General features: G+C 66.5%; 16 protein-coding genes. 6 read left to right on the top strand and 10 right to left on the bottom strand.

Annotated features, from left to right (window positions below; genetic code table 11):
• Positions 1-140: 140 nt before the first annotated feature.
• The gene (mutS, locus tag QW863_RS17280) at positions 141-2873 is read left to right on the top strand and encodes a DNA mismatch repair protein MutS (RefSeq protein WP_315715157.1); all 2733 of its coding nucleotides are present in this window, start codon (positions 141-143) and stop codon (positions 2871-2873) included.
• A 97-nt stretch (positions 2874-2970) separates the two neighbouring features.
• Here the strand turns inward: mutS and QW863_RS17285 are convergent, their stop codons facing one another.
• The 4 genes from QW863_RS17285 to QW863_RS17300 form a co-directional block, all read right to left on the bottom strand.
• A complete protein-coding gene (locus QW863_RS17285) occupies positions 2971-3771 on the bottom strand; it encodes a hypothetical protein (RefSeq protein WP_315715156.1) in 801 nt (266 codons plus the stop codon).
• Between the two features lie 219 nt (positions 3772-3990).
• Positions 3991-4500, bottom strand: a complete 510-nt coding sequence (locus tag QW863_RS17290) for an OsmC family protein (RefSeq protein ID WP_315715155.1) — start codon at positions 4498-4500, stop codon at positions 3991-3993.
• A gap of 57 nt (positions 4501-4557) precedes the next feature.
• A complete protein-coding gene (locus QW863_RS17295; RefSeq protein WP_315768047.1) occupies positions 4558-5343 on the bottom strand; it encodes an ABC transporter ATP-binding protein in 786 nt (261 codons plus the stop codon).
• Positions 5343-6194, bottom strand: coding sequence for an ABC transporter permease (locus QW863_RS17300; protein ID WP_315715153.1), 852 nt, complete (start codon positions 6192-6194; stop codon positions 5343-5345). Before QW863_RS17300 ends, QW863_RS17295 begins: the two co-directional genes overlap by 1 nt.
• A gap of 365 nt (positions 6195-6559) precedes the next feature.
• On the opposite strand from QW863_RS17300, the gene QW863_RS17305 reads away from it, so the two are divergent.
• A complete protein-coding gene (locus QW863_RS17305; RefSeq protein ID WP_315767724.1) occupies positions 6560-7501 on the top strand; it encodes a transposase in 942 nt (313 codons plus the stop codon).
• A gap of 130 nt (positions 7502-7631) precedes the next feature.
• On the opposite strand, the gene QW863_RS17310 is transcribed toward QW863_RS17305, so the two are convergent.
• Positions 7632-8606, bottom strand: coding sequence for an aliphatic sulfonate ABC transporter substrate-binding protein (locus QW863_RS17310; protein WP_315768049.1), 975 nt, complete (start codon positions 8604-8606; stop codon positions 7632-7634).
• 196 nt (positions 8607-8802) lie between these two features.
• On the opposite strand from QW863_RS17310, the gene QW863_RS17315 reads away from it, so the two are divergent.
• The 3 genes from QW863_RS17315 (at position 8803) to QW863_RS17325 (ending at position 13665) form a co-directional block, all read left to right on the top strand.
• Entirely contained in the window at positions 8803-11598 is a 2796-nt protein-coding gene (locus QW863_RS17315; RefSeq protein WP_315768051.1) for a [protein-PII] uridylyltransferase, read from the top strand.
• Between the two features lie 95 nt (positions 11599-11693).
• The gene (locus QW863_RS17320) at positions 11694-12059 is read left to right on the top strand and encodes a DUF1304 domain-containing protein (protein WP_315768053.1); all 366 of its coding nucleotides are present in this window, start codon (positions 11694-11696) and stop codon (positions 12057-12059) included.
• Between the two features lie 379 nt (positions 12060-12438).
• The gene (locus tag QW863_RS17325) at positions 12439-13665 is read left to right on the top strand and encodes an ABC transporter substrate-binding protein (RefSeq protein ID WP_315768055.1); all 1227 of its coding nucleotides are present in this window, start codon (positions 12439-12441) and stop codon (positions 13663-13665) included.
• Between the two features lie 260 nt (positions 13666-13925).
• Here the strand turns inward: QW863_RS17325 and QW863_RS17330 are convergent, their stop codons facing one another.
• The 4 genes from QW863_RS17330 to QW863_RS17345 all read right to left on the bottom strand — a co-directional run bounded on the left by QW863_RS17330 (position 13926) and on the right by QW863_RS17345 (position 15944).
• Positions 13926-14543 carry an ATP-dependent Clp protease proteolytic subunit gene (locus QW863_RS17330; RefSeq protein ID WP_315715148.1) on the bottom strand — a complete coding sequence of 206 codons (618 nt, stop codon included), beginning with the start codon at positions 14541-14543 and terminating at the stop codon, positions 13926-13928.
• A gap of 43 nt (positions 14544-14586) precedes the next feature.
• Positions 14587-14946 carry a polyketide cyclase gene (locus QW863_RS17335; RefSeq protein ID WP_315768057.1) on the bottom strand — a complete coding sequence of 120 codons (360 nt, stop codon included), beginning with the start codon at positions 14944-14946 and terminating at the stop codon, positions 14587-14589.
• Positions 14943-15257 carry a metalloregulator ArsR/SmtB family transcription factor gene (locus tag QW863_RS17340; protein ID WP_315715146.1) on the bottom strand — a complete coding sequence of 105 codons (315 nt, stop codon included), beginning with the start codon at positions 15255-15257 and terminating at the stop codon, positions 14943-14945. Before QW863_RS17340 ends, QW863_RS17335 begins: the two co-directional genes overlap by 4 nt.
• A gap of 258 nt (positions 15258-15515) precedes the next feature.
• Positions 15516-15944, bottom strand: coding sequence for a DUF1330 domain-containing protein (locus QW863_RS17345; RefSeq protein ID WP_315768059.1), 429 nt, complete (start codon positions 15942-15944; stop codon positions 15516-15518).
• A 154-nt stretch (positions 15945-16098) separates the two neighbouring features.
• Between QW863_RS17345 and QW863_RS17350 the strand changes: the two genes are divergently transcribed.
• Positions 16099-18297, top strand: coding sequence for a penicillin-binding protein 1A (locus QW863_RS17350; protein ID WP_315768096.1), 2199 nt, complete (start codon positions 16099-16101; stop codon positions 18295-18297).
• Positions 18298-18346: 49 nt separating this feature from the next.
• Here QW863_RS17350 and QW863_RS17355 read toward each other — a convergent pair whose 3' ends face one another.
• Positions 18347-21010 (bottom strand): EAL domain-containing protein, encoded by a 2664-nt coding sequence (locus QW863_RS17355; RefSeq protein WP_315715143.1) that lies wholly within the window; start codon positions 21008-21010, stop codon positions 18347-18349.
• Between the last annotated feature and the right edge of the window lie 103 nt (positions 21011-21113).

The raw sequence follows: 21113 nt of genomic DNA on the forward strand, positions 1-21113 counted from the left end.
CGCACGCCCCGGAATGACGAGAGGAGAGAGCTGCGATCATCTCGGGCACCACATCGGGGGAGACATTGCCATCGTGGAAAACCGGGACATCGCCTGCAAAGCGGTAGGACCGTCCGGGCAAATTGGCTAGTTTCCGCGCCATGACGATCCAGCAGCCCATCTCCGCCCCGGTTCCACAGGACGCCGCGCCCGCCGAGGCGCCGGCCAAGCTCACGCCGATGATGGAGCAGTATCTCGACATCAAGGCGGCGCATCCGGGGCTGATGCTGTTCTATCGGATGGGCGATTTCTACGAACTGTTCTTCGAGGACGCCGAGGTCGCGTCGAAGGCGCTCGGCATCGTCTTGACCAAGCGCGGCAAGCACCTGGGCCAGGACATTCCGATGTGCGGCGTGCCGGTGGAGCGCTCGGAGGACTATCTGCACCGGCTGATCGCGCAGGGCATCCGCGTCGCCGTGTGCGAGCAGATGGAGGACCCCGCCGCAGCGCGGGCGCGCGGCAACAAGAGCGTGGTCAAGCGCGGCGTGGTGCGCGTGGTGACGCCGGGCACCTTGACCGAAGACAACCTGCTCGACGCGCGCGCCAACAATTATCTGCTGGCGATCGCGCGCAGCCGCGGCTCGTCCGGCGGCGACCGGCTCGGACTCGCCTGGATCGACATCTCGACCTCGGACTTCATCGTCACCGAATGCGCGTTCGCCGAGCTGACCGCGACGCTGGCGCGCATCAATCCGAACGAGGTGATCATCTCGGATGCGCTCTATTCGGATGCGACCTTCGAGCCAGTGCTGCGCGAGCTCGCCGCGGTGACGCCGCTGACGCGCGACGTGTTCGACGGCGCCACCGCCGAACGGCGGCTGTGCGACTATTTCGCGGTCGCCACCATGGACGGCCTCGCGGTGCTGTCGCGTTTGGAAGCGACCGCGGCGGCCGCCTGCGTCACCTATGTCGAACGTACGCAAGTGGGGCAGCGCCCGCCGCTGGCGCCGCCGGCGCGCGAGGCGACCGGCAGCACCATGGCGATCGATCCGGCCACCCGCGCCAATCTCGAGCTGACGCGCACGCTCGCCGGCGAGCGCCGCGGCTCGCTGCTCGACGCCATCGACTGCACGGTGACCTCGGCCGGCTCGCGCCTGCTGGCGCAGCGGCTCGCCGCGCCGCTGACGGAGCCGGTGCAGATCGGCCGGCGGCTCGATGCCGTCAACGTCTTCGTCGCCGACAGCGCCGCGCGCGAGGACATCCGCTCGATCCTGCGCGGCGCGCCCGACATGACCCGTGCGATGGCGCGGCTGTCCGTCGGCCGCGGCGGTCCGCGCGATCTCGCCGCTCTGCGCGACGGTATCGTTGCGGCCGACCAGGCGCTGGCGCGGCTCAACGCGCTCGATCAGCCGCCGCAGGAGGTGGCGTCGGTCATGTCCGCGCTGGCGCGGCCGGCGCGTGCACTCGCTGAGGAGTTCGCGCGCGCGCTCGACGAGCAGCTGCCGCTGATCAAGCGCGACGGCGGCTTCGTGCGCTCCGGTTACGACGCGACGCTCGACGAGACGCGCAATCTGCGCGACGCCTCGCGCCTCGTCGTCGCCTCGATGCAGGCGCGTTACGCCGACCAGACCGGCGTCAAGGCGCTCAAGATCCGCCACAACAACGTGCTCGGCTATTTCGTCGAGGTCACCGCGCAGCACGGCGACAAATTGATGTCGGCGCCACTGAATGCGACCTTCATCCATCGCCAGACGCTGGCGGGCCAGGTGCGCTTCACGACATCAGAGCTCGGCGAGATCGAGGCCAAGATTGCGAATGCCGGCGAGCGCGCGCTCAATCTCGAGCTCGAGATCTTCGACCGGCTGTGCGCACAGGCGCTCGCGATCGGCGACGATCTGCGCGCCGCCGCGCACGGCTTCGCGATGCTCGATGTCGCCACTGCGCTGGCCAAGCTCGCGGTCGACGACAATTATGTGCGCCCGGAGGTCGACGGCTCGCTGGGCTTCGCCATCGAGGGCGGCCGTCATCCGGTGGTGGAGCAGGCGCTCAAGCGTGAGGGGCAGCCGTTCATCGCCAATTCCTGCGACCTGTCGCCGACGCCGGGGCACAAGAGCGGTCAGCTCTGGCTGCTCACCGGCCCGAACATGGCGGGCAAATCCACCTTCCTGCGCCAGAACGCGCTGATTGCGCTGCTGGCGCAGATCGGCTCGTTCGTGCCGGCGAGCCGTGCCCGCATCGGCATCGTCGACCGGCTGTTCTCGCGCGTCGGCGCCGCCGACGATCTGGCGCGCGGGCGCTCGACCTTCATGGTCGAGATGGTCGAGACCGCGGCGATCCTCAACCAGGCCGGGGAGCGCGCGCTTGTCATCCTCGACGAGATCGGGCGCGGCACCGCGACCTTCGACGGCCTCTCCATCGCCTGGGCGGCGATCGAGCACCTGCACGAGAGCAACCGCTGCCGCACGCTGTTCGCCACGCATTATCACGAGCTGACGGCGCTCGCCGCGAAGCTGCCACGGCTGTTCAACGCCACGGTCCGCGTCAAGGAATGGCAGGGCGACGTGGTGTTCCTGCACGAGGTGCTGCCCGGCTCCGCCGACCGCTCCTACGGCATCCAGGTGGCGAAGCTCGCGGGCCTGCCGCCGGCCGTGATCAGCCGCGCCAAATCGGTGCTGGCGAAACTGGAGGCCGCCGACCGCGGCCAGAACGCCCGCGCCCTGGTCGACGATCTGCCGCTGTTCGCGGTGCCGTCGCGCGCCGCAGCGGAGCCTGCGATGTCTAAGGAGGCGGAAGAGCTGATCGCCGCCGTGAAAGCGCTGCATCCGGACGAGATGACGCCGCGCGAGGCGATCGACGCGCTGTATGCGCTGAAGGCGAAATTGCCGAAGTCGTAGCTGGTCGTCATTGCGAGGCGCCTTTGCGCCGAAGCAATCCAGAGTCCCGCCCGCAGCCCTGGATTGCTTCGCTTCGCTCGCAATGACATGGAGCGACCTATCGGACCGCAGCGACCTTCCGTCGCCCCAGCCACCATAGTCCGAGATTCCAGCCGACACAGGTCGCCAGCGCGCCGCTCAGGCCGGCGGCGGCGCCGAGGTGCAGGCTGCCGAGGTGCAGCACCACCACGGCCAGCGAGAAGCCGATCAGGCCCCAGGCGCCGTTGGCCAGCACGGCCGCCGTCGCGGGCCCGCCGATGCGCGGCTGCAGGATCAGCATCATCGAGGTGAAGACGATCGGAAACAGCGCCAGGATGCCGGACACGCTGGGGCCGGCCCAGCCGGACACCGAGGTGACGGTGGCGACGAGCGTTGCCACCAGCGAAGCGCGCAGCGGCACGTCGTACCAGCGCCGCGTGATCAGCGGCATCTTGGCATGGCGATAGCGCTGCAACAACGGCAGGCAGATGGCGAAAGTGATGATGTTGGCGACGATGCCCATCAAGAGCGTCCATTGCACGCTCTTGATCAGCGCGGCGAGACCGAGCCACACCGCCACCGCGGTGGCGCTTGCCACCAGCACGCTGCGGCGCTGCGCCAGCACGGCATAGGCAAGGCTGAGGAAGATCGTCGCGGCATTGATCGGCAGGCTGGTCAGCGCGCCCTGCGCGATGAACGCGGCATCGTGATCCAGCGCCAGGAAGACGTAGGTCGGGCCGGCCGAGATCGGCAGGGTCGCGACCAGCGCGCCGATCACGGGGCCGGTGCGCTCGGCGATCATCGACGCCGACACCACGAACGACGCCGCGATCGCCATGCGCAGAGCCAGCAGCAGCAGGAAGGAGGGATCGAGGGACATCAGTTCATGCTGCGCAGGCGGTGGGCTCCCTCCCCCGCAGGCGGGGGAGGGCTGGGGTGGGGGCGCGGCTCGGGTGGCGATGATGGGGTGTGCCGTGTGGAGAGAAGTCCCCCACCCGCCTCACATCGGCGATGCGAGGCGACCTCCCCCGCAGGCGGGGGAGGCGCAGACCGAGCGAACCTCAACAGCTTGTCTCCTCAGCCGCAGCGCCGCCGCGCACTACACCCGCTTCAAGCTGACAGACACCTTCGGGCCGTTCTTGATGGTCTGATAGACCACGCAATAGCGCTCGGTGAGCTTGAGCAGGAGGTCGAGCTTGTCCTGCGGCGCGTCGGTGTCGACCTCGAAGCGCAGACGGATTTCCTGGAAGCCGACCGGCGCCTCCTTGTCGACGCCGAGCGTGCCGCGGAAATCGAGATCGCCTTCGGCGAACACGTGGCCGCTCTTGAGCGGCACCTCGACGGCGGTCGCGACCGATTTCAAGGTGACGCCGGCGCAGGCCACCAGAGCCTCCAGCAACATGTCGCCGGAGCACAGCTCGAGCCCCGAGCCGCCGGTTCCGGGATGCAGGCCGGCCACCGCCATCGCGCGCCCGGTCTCGAGCTTGCAGGTCAGCCCCTCCTGCCCGACCTCGCCCTTGGCCTTCAAGGTGATCACGGCGGCGGACGGGTCGGCCTTGTAGCGTTCCTTGATCGGCGCCTGCATGGCGCGCAGCTCGGCAGCATCCATTTGTCGTTCTCTCCCGGATTTATTTCAGACGAGATGTACCGGGCCGGGCCGCCAAAGTCACCACCACAGGCCGCCGCCGGGCTCACGCCTGCCCTGCGTGTCCGGCATCGTCCGGTCGAGCGAGCGGTCCAGCGCGGTCAAGACATGCCGCTTGAACTGCTCGAACAAGGACGCGTTGCGGTCGCGCGGCCGCGACAGATTGATGGTGATCTCCTCGAACAGCCGGCCCGGATGCGGCCGCATCACCAGCACGCGGTCGGCCAGCACCACGGCCTCCTCGACGTCGTGGGTCACGAGCACCAGCGTCGGGCGCGTATCGGCCCAGAGATCGAGCAGATGATCCTGCAGATCCTTGCGGGTGAAGGCATCGAGCGCAGAGAACGGCTCGTCGAGCAGGAGCACCTCCGGCTGCGCCACCAATGCGCGGGCGATCGCGACGCGTTGCGCCTGGCCGCCGGACAGTTCGCGCGGCCAGACCTTGGCCTTGTCGGCGAGGCCCACACGTTGCAGCGCGCGGGCGACACGGTCGCGACGCTCGGCTGCCGGCAGCTCGGACAGGCCGAAGCCAATGTTGTCGGCGACCGTGAGCCACGGCAGCAGCCGCGGCTCCTGGAAGATGATGCCGACCTTGGGATGCGGCGCAATGATCGCCTCGCCGTCGAGCGTCACGGTGCCGGCGCTGGCGCGGTCGAGCCCGGCGATGGTGCGCAACAACGTCGACTTGCCGCAGCCGGAGCCGCCGATGATGGCGATGATCTCGCCGAGCTGGATCCCGGCCGAGAACCGCTCCAGCGCGTGGACACCGTTGGGATAGACCTTGGTAACGGATGCGAGCTGCAGCATCAGGCCGCCCCGCTCTGGCGCGCGAAACTGTCCTGCCAGCGCAGCAGCGGCGCGGTTGATATCTCAAGGAGCCAGTCGGTGACCTTGCCGATGATCGCGAAGATGACGATGGCCGCCACGATCTGTGCCGGCTTGCCGAGCTGCTGGCCGTCGATCAGGAGGTAGCCAAGCCCTTCGGAGGCGCCCATGAACTCGGCGGCAACGACGAACATCCACCCCAGGCCGAGGCCGACGCGCAGCGCCACGACATAGGCCGGCAGCACCGCGGGCAGCAGGATGCGGCGGATCATGGCCGGTCCGGACAGGCGGAAAACGCGGCCGACCTCGACGATCTTGCGGTCGACCGAAAGAATGGCACCGGTCAGGCCGAGATAGACCGGGAAGAACACGCCGACTGCGATCAGCGCCACCTTGGAGGTCTCGAAGATGCCGAGCCATAGGATGAACAGCGGCACCCAGGCGATCGACGGAATCGCACGCAGCGCCTGGATCGTCGGATCGACCAGCCGGCGCGCGAAACCCCAATAGCCGCAGATGCCGCCGAGCAGCGTGCCGGCGGCGACGCCGAGGCCGAAGCCGATGCCGACGCGGGTCAAGGTCATCGTGATGTGGCGGGAGAGTTCGCCGGAGCGGGCGAGCTCGGCGATGGTGGTGAAGACCTTCGAGGGCGGCGGCACCAGCCGGCCGTTGGACCAGCCGGCCCACACCGCAAGCTCCCAGGCCATCGCCAGGGACAGCGGCAACAGCAGGCCCAGCAGCGGCCGCGCGAAGCGTGCGAGCCGCGGCGTGGTAGCGGTCTGGGATGTCGGGGCGGCCGAAGCCGGTGCCTGCAATTCGACGGTCATGGTCATAGTGAGAACAGTGTCTCGCGCGGGAATGCAAGGCGTGGCGTTGGCGGATAGTCGTGGTGGCCGATCAGCATGGTGACCAAGGACGGCGCCCAGCAATCGCTGTCGTCCCGGCCTTGAGCCGGGACCCATACTCCGCGGCCGTCGTATTGAAGCGAGATGCCGCTCCAGCCTTGCCTCACAACAGGCGTCACGGAGTATGGGTCCCTGTGTCTGGAAAGTCTGCCATGATGATGGTGGGCGGGAAGCCGTTGGGTCCTTGGCGCTAGACGCCGTGAGCCGGCTCGGTCTCCCGCCCGTTCCATTTATCAACCTGAACAGTTGCACGAGGCTGCGCCAACAGACCTCGCATCACAGGGACAGGCACCGTGATCGTACCTTTTCGTTGCGTCGGAATCGACGTTTGCAAACCCTATCTCGATATTTTTGATGAAGCCGTGGGGGCGCCGGAGCGCATCGCCAACGGGCCACAGGCCATCACACAGCTGGTGGCGCGTTGGCGATGCGATGTTCTGGTGGTCTTTGAGGCCACGGGTGTCTACGACCTCGAACTGCGCGAGGCCCTGCGTCGGGCGGGCATCCGCTTTGCGCGGATCAACCCGGCTCGAGCTCGCGATTTCGCCCGCGCCAGCGGCCAACTCGCCAAGACCGATCCGATCGACGCGCGAACGCTGGCAGCCTTTGGGCGCGCCATGCAGCCAGCCACCGAGCAGGCCATGACGCCTGCCCAAAGCGCCCTCGCGAGGCTTGCAAAACGGCGGGATCAACTGGTTGCCATGCGCGCCCAGGAAAAGAACCGCCGCAGCGAGGCCGAGGACCGCGCCATGGCCGAACGCATCAGCCGCCTGATCGAGGTCCTCAATGACGAGATCGTCGAGATCGAGGCCGAGATCAACGCGCTCATCAAAGCCGAGCCGGTGCTTGCGGAGCAGGCACAGCTGATGCGCTCCGTGCCCGGTGTGGGACCCGTCGCCTGCATGCAACTCATCACCCAGATGCCGGAACTCGGCCATCTCGGGCCAAAGGAGGTAGCCGCTCTTGCGGGCCTGGCTCCCTTCAATCGCGATAGCGGGGCGTATCGTGGCAAGCGCAAGATCGGCGGCGGCCGGAAGCGTGTCCGCGACGCCCTCTACATGGCCGCCCTCAACGCCGTCCGCCGCGCCGATCGCTTCAAGATCTTTTACAACCGTCTGCGCCAAGCCGGTAAACCCGCCAAGCTCGCCCTCATCGCCGTCGCCAGGAAGCTTCTAACCATCCTGAATGCCATGATGCGCGACCGAAAACCTTATGCGATCACTCCATCAACATAACAGTTGCCGGATCTGCGCCCGCCAACGCCATCGCGTTGGCGAGCTTGTCCGGGACGACACCGGTTTTTGATCGCCGGCTCTTGGCATAGGCGATTTGGCGCAGCGGCCTATTGCCCGAGCCGTGCAAGTCCTAATTCGTCGGCAACGGGACCTGGTCGTCGATCAGGGCGTCCAGCGTGGCCTTCACATCCACCTTGGCATCGACGACACCGGCCTGCTGCAAAGCCAGGCCAGCGGCCAAAATCGACTCGCGCTGGGGTGCGCCGATGCGGCTATGGGTCAGCTCGGTGCGCTCCTTGAGCTGCTTGTCGACCACCGTCTCAGGCAGCTTCGTGACGGCGATGAAGGTCTTCTTGAGGTCGTCGTAGTTGGCCAGCGCGTCCTTGCGCGCGACCTCGTAGGTGGCGAGCACGCGGCGGACGATCTCCGGATTGTCCTTCAGGAACTGCTCGCGCACGTTCAGGATGCCCCAGGTGTTGGCGTCGGCCTTGCGGTAGAACAGCCTGGCACCCTCCTCGACCTCGGCCTGCGCCATCATCGGATCGAGCCCGGCCCAGGCGTCGACGTCGCCGCGGATCAGCGCCGCCTTGCCGTCGGCGTGCTGCAGCAATACCGGCGTGATGTCCTTGTCGGTGAGGCCAGCCGACAGCAGCGCGCGCACCAGGAAGATGTGCGGATCGGTGCCGCGGGTCACCGCGACCCGCTTGCCCTTGAGGTCAGCCACAGAGGCAATCTTGGAATCCTTGGCCGTGACCAGCGCGGTCCATTCAGGCCGCGAATAGACGTAGATCGACTTGATCGGGTTGCCGTTGATCCGGGCGACCAGCGCGGCGGAGCCGGCGGTCGAGCCGAAATCGAGCGAACCGGCGTTGAGGAATTCGAGCGCCTTGTTGGAGCCGGCCGATTGCACCCAGACGATGCTGATGCCGTCCTTGGCGAACTCCTTCTCCAGAAGTCCTTTCTGCTTCAGCACCAGCGACACCGGATTATAGGTCGCCCAATCCAAGCGGATCTCCTTCACCGGCTCGGCCGCGCGTGCAGCGCCGCATCCCAGTAGAACCACGGCCGCAACCGCAGCAAATCCGCGCCTCGACAATCCACCCATCGTCACCCCTCCAACCCTCAAGAAACATTGCTGTTGTTTCAATGAGTTATGCCAGGGGCGCGCGAGAATTGCTTTTCCTTTCGACGGCACCGTTCAGAACGATCATCATCCCGTGAGCACCGATGACAGCATGGATCGATTGTTGCATTGGAAGTTTCGTGACAGCACAGGCCTTGTTCGATATCCGGTTGCATCCATGGACAGCGTCGCCCCCCATTCCCACCCTGATAGCCTTTCCGATTTCGACAGCGCCGGCATCGCGGCTGCGGTCGACGCGTTGGCCGCGCAGCATTCGGGACGCGAGGACATGTTCCGCGCCGCCGTGGTGCAATTCCTCAAGGCCGAGCTGGTCAAGGCGCGCGCGGCGGCCCAGGCGCAACTGTTGAAGGACCGCCATGGCCGGCGCTGCGCCGAGCAGCTCTGCTTCGTGCAGGACGAGATCATTCGCATCCTCTACGCCGCCGCCACCCAGCACCTCTATCGCTCGCAGGTGCCGAGCGGCGCCGAGCGCATGGCGGTGGTCGCCACCGGCGGCTATGGCCGTGGCCTGATGGCGCCGGAGTCCGACATCGATCTCCTGTTCATCCTGCCCTACAAGCAGACCGCCTGGGGCGAGCAGGTCGCCGAAGCCATTCTGTACTCGCTGTGGGACATGGGATTGAAGGTCGGCCACGCGACCCGCTCGGTCGACGAGTCGATCCGCCAGGCGCGCGGCGACATGACCATCCGCACCGCCATCCTGGAGACGCGTTATCTCGCGGGCGACCGGCCGCTCTATGACGAGCTGGTCGCGCGCTTCGACAGCGAGGTGGTGCAGGGCACCGCAGCCGAGTTCGTGGCCGCCAAGCTCGCCGAGCGCGAGGAGCGGCACCGCCGCGGCGGCCAATCACGCTATCTGGTGGAGCCCAACGTCAAGGACGGCAAGGGCGGGCTGCGCGACCTGCACACGCTGTTCTGGATCGCCAAATACGTCTACCGGGTGCGCGAGACCGCCGAGCTTGTGGAGCGCGGCGTGTTCGACGCCCACGAATACCGGACCTTCCGGCGCTGCGCCGATTTCCTGTGGTCGGTGCGCTGCAATCTGCATTTCGTCAGCGGCCGTCCGGAAGAACGGCTGTCGTTCGACCTGCAGCGCGAGATCGCGGTGCGGCTGGGCTACACCAGCCATCCCGGCATGCAGGATGTCGAGCGCTTCATGAAGCACTACTTCCTGGTCGCCAAGGAGGTCGGCAATCTCACCGCCATCCTGTGCGCCAAGCTCGAGGACCAGCAGGCCAAGCCGGCGCCGGTGCTGAGCCGGATGATCTCGCGCCTGACCACCGGCGCCACCTGGCGGCGCGTGCCGGAGAGCGACGACTTCATCGTCGACAACAACCGCATCAACCTCGCCGCGCCCGACGTCTTCAAGCACGATCCGGTCAATCTGATCCGCATCTTCCGGCTGGCGCAGAAGCACAACCTCGCCTTCCATCCCGACGCGATGCGCGCGGTCACGCGCTCTTTGAACCTGATCAACACCGAGCTGCGCGACGATCCCGAGGCCAACCGGCTGTTCATGGAGATCCTGACCTCCAACGATGCCGAGGTCGTGCTGCGGCGGATGAACGAGACCGGCGTGCTCGGCCACTTCATTCGCGCCTTCGGCCGCATCGTCTCGATGATGCAGTTCAACATGTATCATCACTACACGGTCGACGAGCACCTGATCCGCTGCATCGGGTTCCTGCAGGAGATCGAGCGCGGCGGCATCGACGAGTTCACCCTGGCCTCCGACCTGATGCGCAAGATCCGGCCCGAGCACCGCGCTGTCATCTACATCACCGTGCTGCTGCACGACGTCGCCAAGGGGCGGCCCGAGGACCATTCCATCGCCGGCGCCAAGATCGCGCGCCGGCTGTGCCCGCGGCTCGGCTTCAACAATGCCGACACCGAACTGGTCGCCTGGCTGATCGAGGAGCATCTGACGATGTCGACGGTGGCGCAGTCGCGCGACCTGTCGGACCGCAAGACGATCGAGAATTTCGCCGCCGTGGTGCAGTCCGTCGAGCAGATGAAGCTGCTGACCATCCTCACCACCGCCGACATCCGCGGAGTCGGCCCCGGCGTCTGGAACGGCTGGAAGGCGCAGCTCCTGCGTACGCTGTATTACGAGACCGAGCCGGTACTGACCGGCGGCTTCTCCGAGGTCAACCGCGCCAAGCGCATCACCGCGGCGCAGGCCGAATTCCGCAACGCCTTCACCGACTGGCCCGAGGACGAGCTCAACACCTATATCGGCCGGCACTATCCGGCCTACTGGCTCAAGGTCGAGCTGCCGCGCAAGATCCGCCATGCCCGCTTCGTGCGATCGAGCGAGGATGCCGGCCACAAGCTCGCGATCAATGTCGGCTTCGATCCGGCGCGCGGCGTGACCGAGCTGACGATCTTCGCGATGGACCATCCGTGGCTGCTGTCGATCATCGCCGGCGCCTGCGCCTCCGCCGGGGCCAACATCGTCGATGCCCAGATCTACACCACGACCGACGGCCGCGCGCTCGACACCATCGCGATCTCCCGCGAATATGAGCGCGACGAGGACGAAGGCCGCCGCGCGACGCGGATCGGCGAGACCATCGAGCAGGTGCTGGAGGGCAAGCTGCGGCTGCCGGACGCCGTGGCGCGGCGGACGACGCGCGGCAAACAGCACAAGGCATTCTCGGTCGAGCCGGAGGTCACCATCAACAATCAATGGTCGGAGCTCTACACCGTCATCGAGGTCTCCGGCCTCGATCGCCCCGGCCTGCTGTACGAGCTGACCACCGCGATTTCGAAGCTGAACCTCAACATCGCCTCGGCCCATGTCGCCACCTTCGGCGAACGCGCCCGCGACGTGTTCTACGTCACCGACCTGCTGGGCGCACAGATCAACGCGCCGACCCGGCAGGCCGCGATCAAGAGCGCGCTGCTGCATCTGCTGGCGAACGACGACGCGGCCGCTCAACCGGCGGCATGAGCGACCATCGCGCGGCCCTGAGCCGCTCGGGAGCTCGATTTGAACGAGGGGACTGGCACCAGCGCCGGCCCACGCAGGCTTGGGGGAGCCGAACCATGGCATTGATTGCAGACATCGTCGTCGGGCTGATCGGCCTGCTGCACGTCTACATTCTGGTACTCGAGATGTTTCTCTGGACCAAACCGGCCGGCTTGAGGGCGTTCAACAACACGCCGGAGCGCGCGGAGCAGACCAAGGTGCTCGGCGCCAATCAGGGCCTCTACAACGGCTTCCTCGCCGCCGGCCTGTTCTGGGGCCTGGCGCACCCGGCGCCGGCCTTCGCGTTCCAGATCAAGATCTTCTTCCTGCTCTGCGTGCTGGCCGCCGGGCTCTATGGCGCCGCCACCGCCAGCCGCAAGATCCTGTTCATCCAGAGCGTGCCGGCCACGATCGGCCTGGTGCTGGTTTGGCTCGCGGGCTGAGCCGGGCTGTATCTCCATCCTCTGTGTCGTCCCGGACAAGCCGTGACGCGCACAAGCGCGTCGCGGCGCCGATCCGGGACCCATAATCCCAGGCAGCGTTTTGGGGCAGGATCGCCACGCCGAGCCGTAGCCACACGACGGCCTGTGGCTATGGATCCCGGCTCTGCGCCCGACGTCGCTGCGCGACGCCGGGCTTGGCCGGGACGACACCGAACTTGTTGAGCCAGTTGGGCTCATCATAGCGACATCGACGGAACCGCCGCACCCGTGCTCCCCTCGCCTTGCGTCCGCCCAGCCCTTCCTCCACACTCCCTCCCAGCGATGGCGCCCCGGTCGGGCAGACCAGCCGCATAACAAATCAGGAGGAACGATAGACCCCATGCGACAGGGATATTTCCGTCTTGCAGGGGCGGCCGCTTTGGCCGTCACCCTCTCCGTCACGTCAGCCTCGGCCCAGAAGAAGTACGACCCCGGCGCCTCCGATACCGAGATCAAGGTCGGCCAGACGGTGCCGTTCTCGGGTCCCGCCTCGGCCTATGCCTCGATCGGCAAGACCCAGGCCGCCTATTTCAACATGATCAACGAGCAGGGCGGCATCAACGGCCGCAAGATCAAGCTGATCCAGTATGACGACGCCTATTCGCCGCCCAAGGCCGTCGAGCAAGTCCGCAAGCTGGTCGAGGACGACGGAGTTCTGCTGACCTTCCAGATCATCGGCACGCCGTCCAACGCCGCGGTCCAGAAATACCTCAACGCCAAGAAGGTACCGCAGTTGTTCGCCGCCACTGGCGCCACCAAGTTCACGGACCCCAAGAACTTCCCGTGGACCATGGGGTACAATCCCAACTACTTCACCGAGGGCCGCATCTACGGCCAGTATATTCTGAAGGAGCATCCCAACGCCAAGATCGGCGTGCTCTATCAGAATGACGATCTCGGCAAGGACTACCTGAACGGCATCAAGGCCGGCCTCGGCGACAAGGCGTCGACGATGATCGTGTCCGAAGCCTCCTACGAGGTTTCCGATCCGACCATCGACTCGCAGATCCTGAAGATCAAGTCGGCGGGGGCCGACCTGTTGTTCTCGGCCGCGACGCCGAAACAAGCCGCGCAGGCGATCAAGAAGCTCCATGAGCTCGATTGGCACCCCGTGCACATTGTCGACATCAATGCGACCTCGGTCGGCGCGGTCATGCAGCCTGCGGGCCTCGACGCTGCCAAGGGCGTCATCTCCGTCAACTACGGCAAGGATCCGCTCGACCCGCAGTGGAAGGACGATCCGGGCCTGAAGCGCTATTTCGATTTCATGGCCAAGTATTATCCCGAGGGTGACAAGAACTCGAACTTCAACACCTACGGCTATTCGACCGCGCAGCTCCTGGTCACCGTGCTGCAGATGTGCGGCGACAACCTGACGCACGAGAACGTCATGAAGCAGGCGGCGTCGCTGAAGGATGTAACCGGCGACTTCTCGCTACCGGGAATGAAGATCAACACCTCGCCGACCGACTATCGCGTCAACAAGCAACTGCAGATGATGAAGTTCAACGGCGAGCGCTGGGAGCTGTTCGGCCCGATCCTGGAGGACAAGGGCGCGGCGGGCTAGCTGCACTCGACGTCGTTCCAGGGCGTCGCGACAGCGACGAACCGGGAAATCTCGAGAGTCCGGGTTCGACCCTGCGCATCGCCCCGGAATGACGCGGTCAACATCGATGGTACGGGGCTGCGCGATGGCGCGGCCCCGTTCTGCATTGCGGCACGGGGATGCGCCCGTTCGCCGCTGCGTGCGCTCACCGACGGCCATTCGACCGCATCGCGGGTGACGACGGCTGTTGCGGCAGGATCCGCCGTCGCGTCCAGGGAGTATCAATCGTTGATGACGTCACCCAGGTCGCGTTGCTTGACGACGCGGTCGATCAAGCCCCACTGCAAGGCTTCGTCCGCGGTCATGAAGTGATCGCGATCCAGGGTGCGCTCGACGTCCTCATAGCTGCGCCCGCAATGCTCGGCGTAGAGCCTGATCATGCGGTGCTTGGTCTGCTCCATCTCCCTCGCGTGAATCAGGATGTCGGACGCCTGGCCCTGAAAGCCGCCGAGCGGCTGATGGACGTGAAGACTTGCATTGGGCAGCGCCGTCCGCTCGCCGGGCTCTCCCGCCATCAGAAGAAACGAGCCCATCGAACGCGCCGTTCCCATGCAGAGCGTGTGCACCGGTGCTTTGACGAATTGCATCGTGTCATACATCGCCAGGCCGCTGGTGATCACGCCGCCGGGGGAATTGATGTAGAGATGGATCGGCCGCTTTGGGTTCTCCGCCTCGAGGAAAAGCAGTTGCGCGCAGACCAGGGCGGAGACCGTATCGTTGACCTCGCCGTTGAGGAAGACGATCCGCTCGCGCAGCAGCCGCGAATAGATGTCGAAGGATCGCTCTCCCCGGCTCGACTGCTCGATGACCATAGGGACGAGTTGCATCGTGTCGCGCATGCGCGAGCTCCCGGTTTCAGTGAGGTGTCGGTGACTTGGAGGATCAGGCCGCGCGCATCAGGCTGCGCCTGTTGCTGTTCGCCGCCGACGGCGTCCGCCGCATCAGCGTCGTGGCGACCAACCCGTGAATGATTCTGAGCCTGGTGCCGCCCTCGGCATTGGGCATGACCTGGAACGTCACGATGCTCTCCAGGTACGGCGGTTCGTGGTCGCGCATCCGGTAGCGGACTTCTTCGCCGGGCGTCGCGGAGATTGGCGCAGCATCGGCGAGGTCGCCGCGCGGCAGCCAGTTCTCGCGCAGCGCAGGAATGCTGATGGCACGCCAGACCTTCTCCGGCGGCGCGTCCAGTTCGTAGTCGAGCACCAGATCGTCGCTCTGCAGGTCAGCCTTGATATCGGTCATTGGTCCATGTCCTTCAGCACGGCCTTCAACGCATCGACCCGCGACGGCCAGTAGGCACGGTACTTCGCCAGCCAGCGCGCGATCTGCGCCAAGCCCTCCGGATCGACCTCATAGTTGACGAAGCGACCCTGCCGTTCTTCCCTCACCAATCCCGCGCTTCGGAGAACCGCGAGGTGCTGGGACATCGCCGGCTGGCTGATCGTCAGACCCTCGCGAAGCGCGCTGGCATTCATGCTGCCGTTCGCCAGCTTCTCGAAGATCGCGTATCGCGTCGGATCAGCCAGGGCCCTGAAGATGTCACTCTCGATCATGCCGACACATAAGCATAAACTTATGTGTCGTGCAAGCGTCGACGACGTGGATGTTGGCGTTCCCTATCGCCGTCCACCGCCGCGCTCCCTCCCCCCTTGTGGGGGAGGGTTGGGGAGGGGGGTAGCTCCGGGCGACCGTCTTCGTGGCCACCCCCCTCCCTAGCCCTCCCCCACAAGGGGGGAGGGAACGTACCTTTCGTGTGGCAACACCGTACTACCAGTCTCGCAAATGCAATGAGACGCGAAATGCAATGAGACCTACCCCGCCGGCACCTCGCCAAAGTTCTTGCCCACCGGCAGCACGGCGTGGCGGATCAGGCGCGAGTCTTCGACCGCAGCCTGGCGGTGCTTCACCGCCTCGCGATAGACGGGATCCCTAATCATCTCGACGAACGCCTGCACGCTCGGATATTCCGCGATGAAGCAGCGATCCCAACGTTCGTCCTGCGGACCGATCAGCATCAGCTCGAAACGACCCTGCCAGACGATGCGGCCGCCGACGCGTTCGAACACCGGGCCGCTCTCGCGGCCATAGGCGGCATAGGCTTCCGCGCCGCTGACCTTGCGTCCATCGGGATAGGCTGCCTCCCTGCGCAGCCGCACCAGGTTCAGCATGTGGATCGGCCCCGGGCGGTCGTTCTCCCGAAACTGCGCGAACACCTCCTTGGTGGGATCGATATGGCCCATGAACTCCCTCGCCTGTTGTTGTTTACCTTGGCTTAACCATAACGCGGCGTTAGCGGCGCGAAACTCCTAATCGCGCGTTAAGATCTTTCTAACTGCCCCTTAAACTCCGGACGTTACCGTGGTCGGACGGCGGGGTCGCGGGCTCGGGTTGCGTATGGCGCGGGGACGGAAACAGGGCGGCGGACGCAAGGAGCCGCGATTCGGTCTTGCGGCCGCGATGGCCGATCTGCGCCTCGACCCCAAGGATCGCATTCCCTCCGACGACACGCCCAAGAAGTCAGTTGCAAAGACTGCAAAGAAAAGGCCGGTCGAGCCCGACGACGAGGACGATGTGCCGGCGCGCGAGCCGAAGGCCTCGACACCAAAGCCAAAGCCGAGACGGGGCAAGTCGCGCTGGGGAATGTCGATCGGGCGCATGTTCTACTGGACGCTGGTCTGCGGCCTGTGGGGCGTGATCGCGCTGGTCGGCGTCGTGATCTGGGCCGGCGCGCATCTGCCGCCGATCCAATCGCTGGAGATCCCCAAGCGGCCGCCGACGATCGAGATCGTGGGCTATGACGGCACCATGCTGGCGCAGCGCGGCGAGATGGCCGGCGCCAACGTCGCGCTGAAGGATCTGCCGCCCTATCTGCCGAAGGCGTTCATCGCCATCGAGGACCGCCGCTTCTACCAGCATTTCGGCATCGACCCGATCGGCATCGCCCGCGCCGTCGTCGCCAACATCCTGCATCGCGGCGTGTCGCAGGGCGGCTCGACCCTGACGCAGCAGCTCGCCAAGAACCTGTTCCTGACCCAGGAGCGCACGCTGGCGCGCAAGCTGCAGGAGGCGGAGCTGGCGCTGTGGCTGGAGCGCAAGTACTCCAAGCGCGAGATCCTCGAGCTGTATCTCAACCGGGTCTATTTCGGCTCGGGCGCCTACGGCGTCGAGGCCGCGGCGCAGCGCTATTTTGGCAAGTCGGCGCGGCAGGTGACGATCGGCGAAGCCGCGATGCTCGCAGGTCTCGTCAAGTCGCCGTCGCGGCTGGCGCCGAACCGCAACCCGGAGGGCGCGGCCAAGCGCGCCCAGACCGTGCTGGCGGCGATGGCGGAGGCCAAGTTCATCACCGAGGCCCAGGCGCAGGCCCAGATCGCGCATCCATCCGTCGCGGTGAAGCCGGCCGGCGCCGGCACCATCAACTACGTCGCCGACTGGATCGGCGAGGTGCTCGACGACCTCGTCGGCCAAGTCGAGGAGTCGATCGTGGTGGAGACCACGATCGATCCGAAGCTGCAGAGCGTGGCGGAAGCGGCCATCATCGACGAGCTCGCGGCGAAGAGCGTCAAGTTCAACGTCAGCCAGGGCGCGCTGGTGGCGATGACCCCCGACGGCGCCGTGCGCGCCATGGTCGGCGGCCGCAACTATGCCGACAGCCAGTTCAACCGCGCCGTAACCGCCAAACGCCAGCCCGGCTCGGCGTTCAAGCCGTTCGTCTATCTCACCGCGATCGAGCAGGGCCTGACGCCGGACACGGTCCGCCAGGACGCGCCGCTCGATCTGAAGGGCTGGAAGCCGGAGAACTACACCCGCGAATATTTCGGCCCGGTGACGCTGACCCAGGCGCTGGCGATGTCGCTCAACACGGTCGCGGTGCGCGTCGGCCTCGAGGTCGGACCGAAGAACGTGGTGCGGACCGCACACCGGCTCGGCATCGCCTCCAAGCTCGATCCCAACCCGTCGATCGCGCTCGGCACCTCCGAGGTGTCGATGATCGAGCTGGTCGGCGCCTACGCGCCGTTCTCCAATGGCGGCCTCACCGTCTCGCCGCATGTGGTGACGCGGATCAGGACGCTCGACGGCAAGCTGCTCTACATGCGCCAGACCGAGCAGCCGGTGCAGGTGATCGAGCCGCGCAACGCGGCGATGATGAATCAGATGATGCAGGAGACGCTGATCTCCGGCACCGCGAAGAAGGCGGAGATCCCGGGCTGGATCGCTGCCGGCAAGACCGGCACCAGCCAGGATTTCCGCGACGCCTGGTTCATCGGCTACACCGCGCATCTCGTCACCGGCGTCTGGCTCGGCAATGACGACAACTCGCCGACCAAGAAGGCGACCGGCGGCGGCCTGCCCGTCGAGGTCTGGACCCGCTTCATGCGATCAGCGCATCAGAGCGTGCCGGTCGCGGCGCTGCCGAACGCGCAGGGCTCGGGCCTGGTCCCGACCCTGGCGCAGATCGCCTCACAGATCACGGCGCCATCTGCGCCGGCACCGAGCGCACGCTCGGCGCCGCCGAGCCGCGGCAACGCGCGACCGGAAGCCGCCGCGGGTCTCGACGGCTGGCTGGTGGATCGCTTGTTCGGTGGAAAGCGCTGAGCCGGCGAAGATGAGGTGAGAGGCGCATCCGCGAGGGGATGCACCCTTCTCAGCTGGCGGCTGCGGCGATGGGACGCGCTGCCGGCTCGGCGGTTGCCGCGCCGGACGCTCGGGCCAGTTTGCGCCCGATCTGCCGCAGCATCAGGCTCGCCCGCAGCGCGCTGTAGTCCAGCAGCCAGCGGCTGAAGGCACTGGCGGCCATCGGCCGCGCGAACAGGAAGCCCTGCATTGCATCGCAACCGAGCTCGGCCAGCAGCTTGCGCTGCGGCTCGGTCTCGACACCTTCGGCGACCACCGCCACGTCGAGGCTCTGGCCGACGCGCACGACCGCGGTCACGATCGCCCGCGTGCCGCTGTCGTTCTCGAAATCGCGCATGAAGCTGCGATCGATCTTCAGCTCGTCGATCGGCAGCTGGGCCAGCCGGCTCAGGCTCGAATAGCCGGTGCCGAAATCGTCCAGCGACAGGCCGACGCCCATGTTGCGCAGCTCGTTCATGGTCGCGATCACGGTGGCGCGCTCGTTGAGGATGACGCCTTCGGTGATCTCCAGCATCAGCATCTTCGCCGGCAGGTCGTTGGCGGCCAGGATCTGCGCCACCATCGCCGCCAGGTTGACGTTCTGGAAGTTGATCGGCGACAGGTTCACCGAGATGCAGGGGATGTCGAGACCGGCGCGGCGCCACGACGCCATCTGCTGGCAGGCCAGCTTGATCGACCACACGCCGATCTGCTCGATCAGGCCGCATTCCTCGGCGAGCGGAATGAACTTGGCGGGCGAGACCTCGCCGAGCACCGGATCGTGCCAGCGCGCCAGCGCTTCCACGCCGTGGATCGCGCCGTCGCGGGTGCGGATCTGCGGCTGATAGTGCAATGTCAGGGCCTCGCTGGCGATCGCCTCGCGCAGCGCGGTCGAATGCATCAGCCGTTCTTCGGCGAGCTTGTCGATGTCGGCGCTGAAGAAGCGGTAGGTCGCCCGGCCGCCGCGCTTGGCCTTGTACATCGCCGCGTCGGCCTGCTTGATCAGGGTCTCGATGTCCTTGGCATTATCAGGATAGAGGCTGAGTCCCATGCTCGCCGACATCGGCACCTGGCGCTTGCCGATCGTCAGCGGCATCGCCAGCGCGGCGGTGATGCGCGCCGCCGCGAGCGAGGCTTCCAGGGCATCGCGGTTCTGCAGCACGATCACGAACTCGTCGCCGCCGAGCCGGCCCAGCATGTCGCCGGGGCGGATCTGCGCTCGCAGGCGGTTGGCGAAGCCGACCAGGAACTCGTCGCCGGCGGCATGGCCCAGCGTGTCGTTGACGTCCTTGAAATTGTCGGCGTCGAGGAAGGCCACGGCGACGTGTCCGCCGTCCGGACACGCCTTGATGGCTTCGGCGATCAGCGACGGGATGCGGGCCCGGTTCGGCAGGCCCGTCAGCATGTCGTGATAGGCGACCTGTGAGATCGTCGAGCGGACCTCCTGGCGCTCGATGGCGAGCGCACCGAGCTGGACGCAGGCGGCGACGATCTGCTCGTGCCAGGGACTGGGGCCGCGGCATTCACGGAAGTAGAAGGCAAAGGTGCCGATGACGCGGCCATCCTTACCCTTGATGGGCGACGACCAGCAGGCACGCAGGCCGGCGGCGAGCGGGCCGGCCTTGTAGGGTTGCCAACGCGGATCATTATCGATGTCGTGCGACAGCACCGGCTCGCAGAGATAGGCGGCGGTGCCGCAGGAGCCGACGTCCGGCCCGATCGCGACGCCGTCGAGGCTGGCCGAATAAGCGGGCGGCAGGCTGGGGCCGCCGAGCGGATGTACGTGCCCGTCGGAATCGACGTGCAGGATCGAGCAGACGGCGTCCGGAGCGAGCTCTTCGACCCGGCGGCACAGCTGATCGGCGATGGTCGTGATCGAAACGTCGGACGCCAGCGACGCCATGATCAACTGCTGCAGCGAGCGCAACTGCTTGGTCTCCCGGATGTCCGTGAGCAGCCCGAACAGATATCTGACCTTGCCCCGCTTGGTCCGGTGCGCCTTGACATAGGCGGTCGTCCAGATCTCGCGGCCGTCCTTGTCGTAGACCAGCACGTCCTCTTCGATGCCACGGTCGTCCTCGAGGCATTGTCTCAGCCGGTCGACGATGGCGGGATCGGTGCAGGGGCCGATCAGCAGCTCCTCGGCGCGGCGCCCGATCGCCTGTTCAGGCGCGTAGCCGAACAGGCTGGCAAAGGCGGCGTTGGTGTAGAGGACGTTGAGATCGCGATCGGTGACGATGACGGCCCGGTTGGTCCGGTCGGCGACCGACGTCAGCAGCGCATTGCGCTCGCGCATGTCGACTTCGGTGGTCACGTCACGAATGAACAGCAGCGAACGGACCGGCTGATCCTCCCGGCCCGGCGGGAGCGCGCACAGCGACAGGCGGAGGCGGGTCCACCCGCCGTCGGCATGGCGCATCGTCATTTCGCGGGCGTCGGACTGGTCCGCCTCCTGCCGCGCGTCGGTCGTCTCGTCGCACGCGATCGCCGGGATCAGATCCGCGGGCAGACCCAGACTTTCGAGGTCGACGCCGACCAGAGCGGCCGGCTCACGCCGCAGCAGCACCGACGCCGCCCGATTGGCGTGCTGGACGTGGCCCTGCGCGTCGAGAAAGAGAATCGCCTCGGAAACACCGTCGAGCGCGGCCGAGAGCAATTGTGTGGATGCGGCCGGTTGGAACTCGCTTGCAAGCATCGTTTGATTCGAGGCGCGCTGCACGTTTCGAGAGAAACGATCTGCGCTTTGGTTGCAGCGAACGACCCGGCAGCTCGCTGGGACGTCACCTTGGGTTTGATTG

Source organism: Bradyrhizobium sp. SZCCHNR1017 (assembly GCF_032381375.1).
Taxonomy (GTDB): domain Bacteria; phylum Pseudomonadota; class Alphaproteobacteria; order Rhizobiales; family Xanthobacteraceae; genus Bradyrhizobium.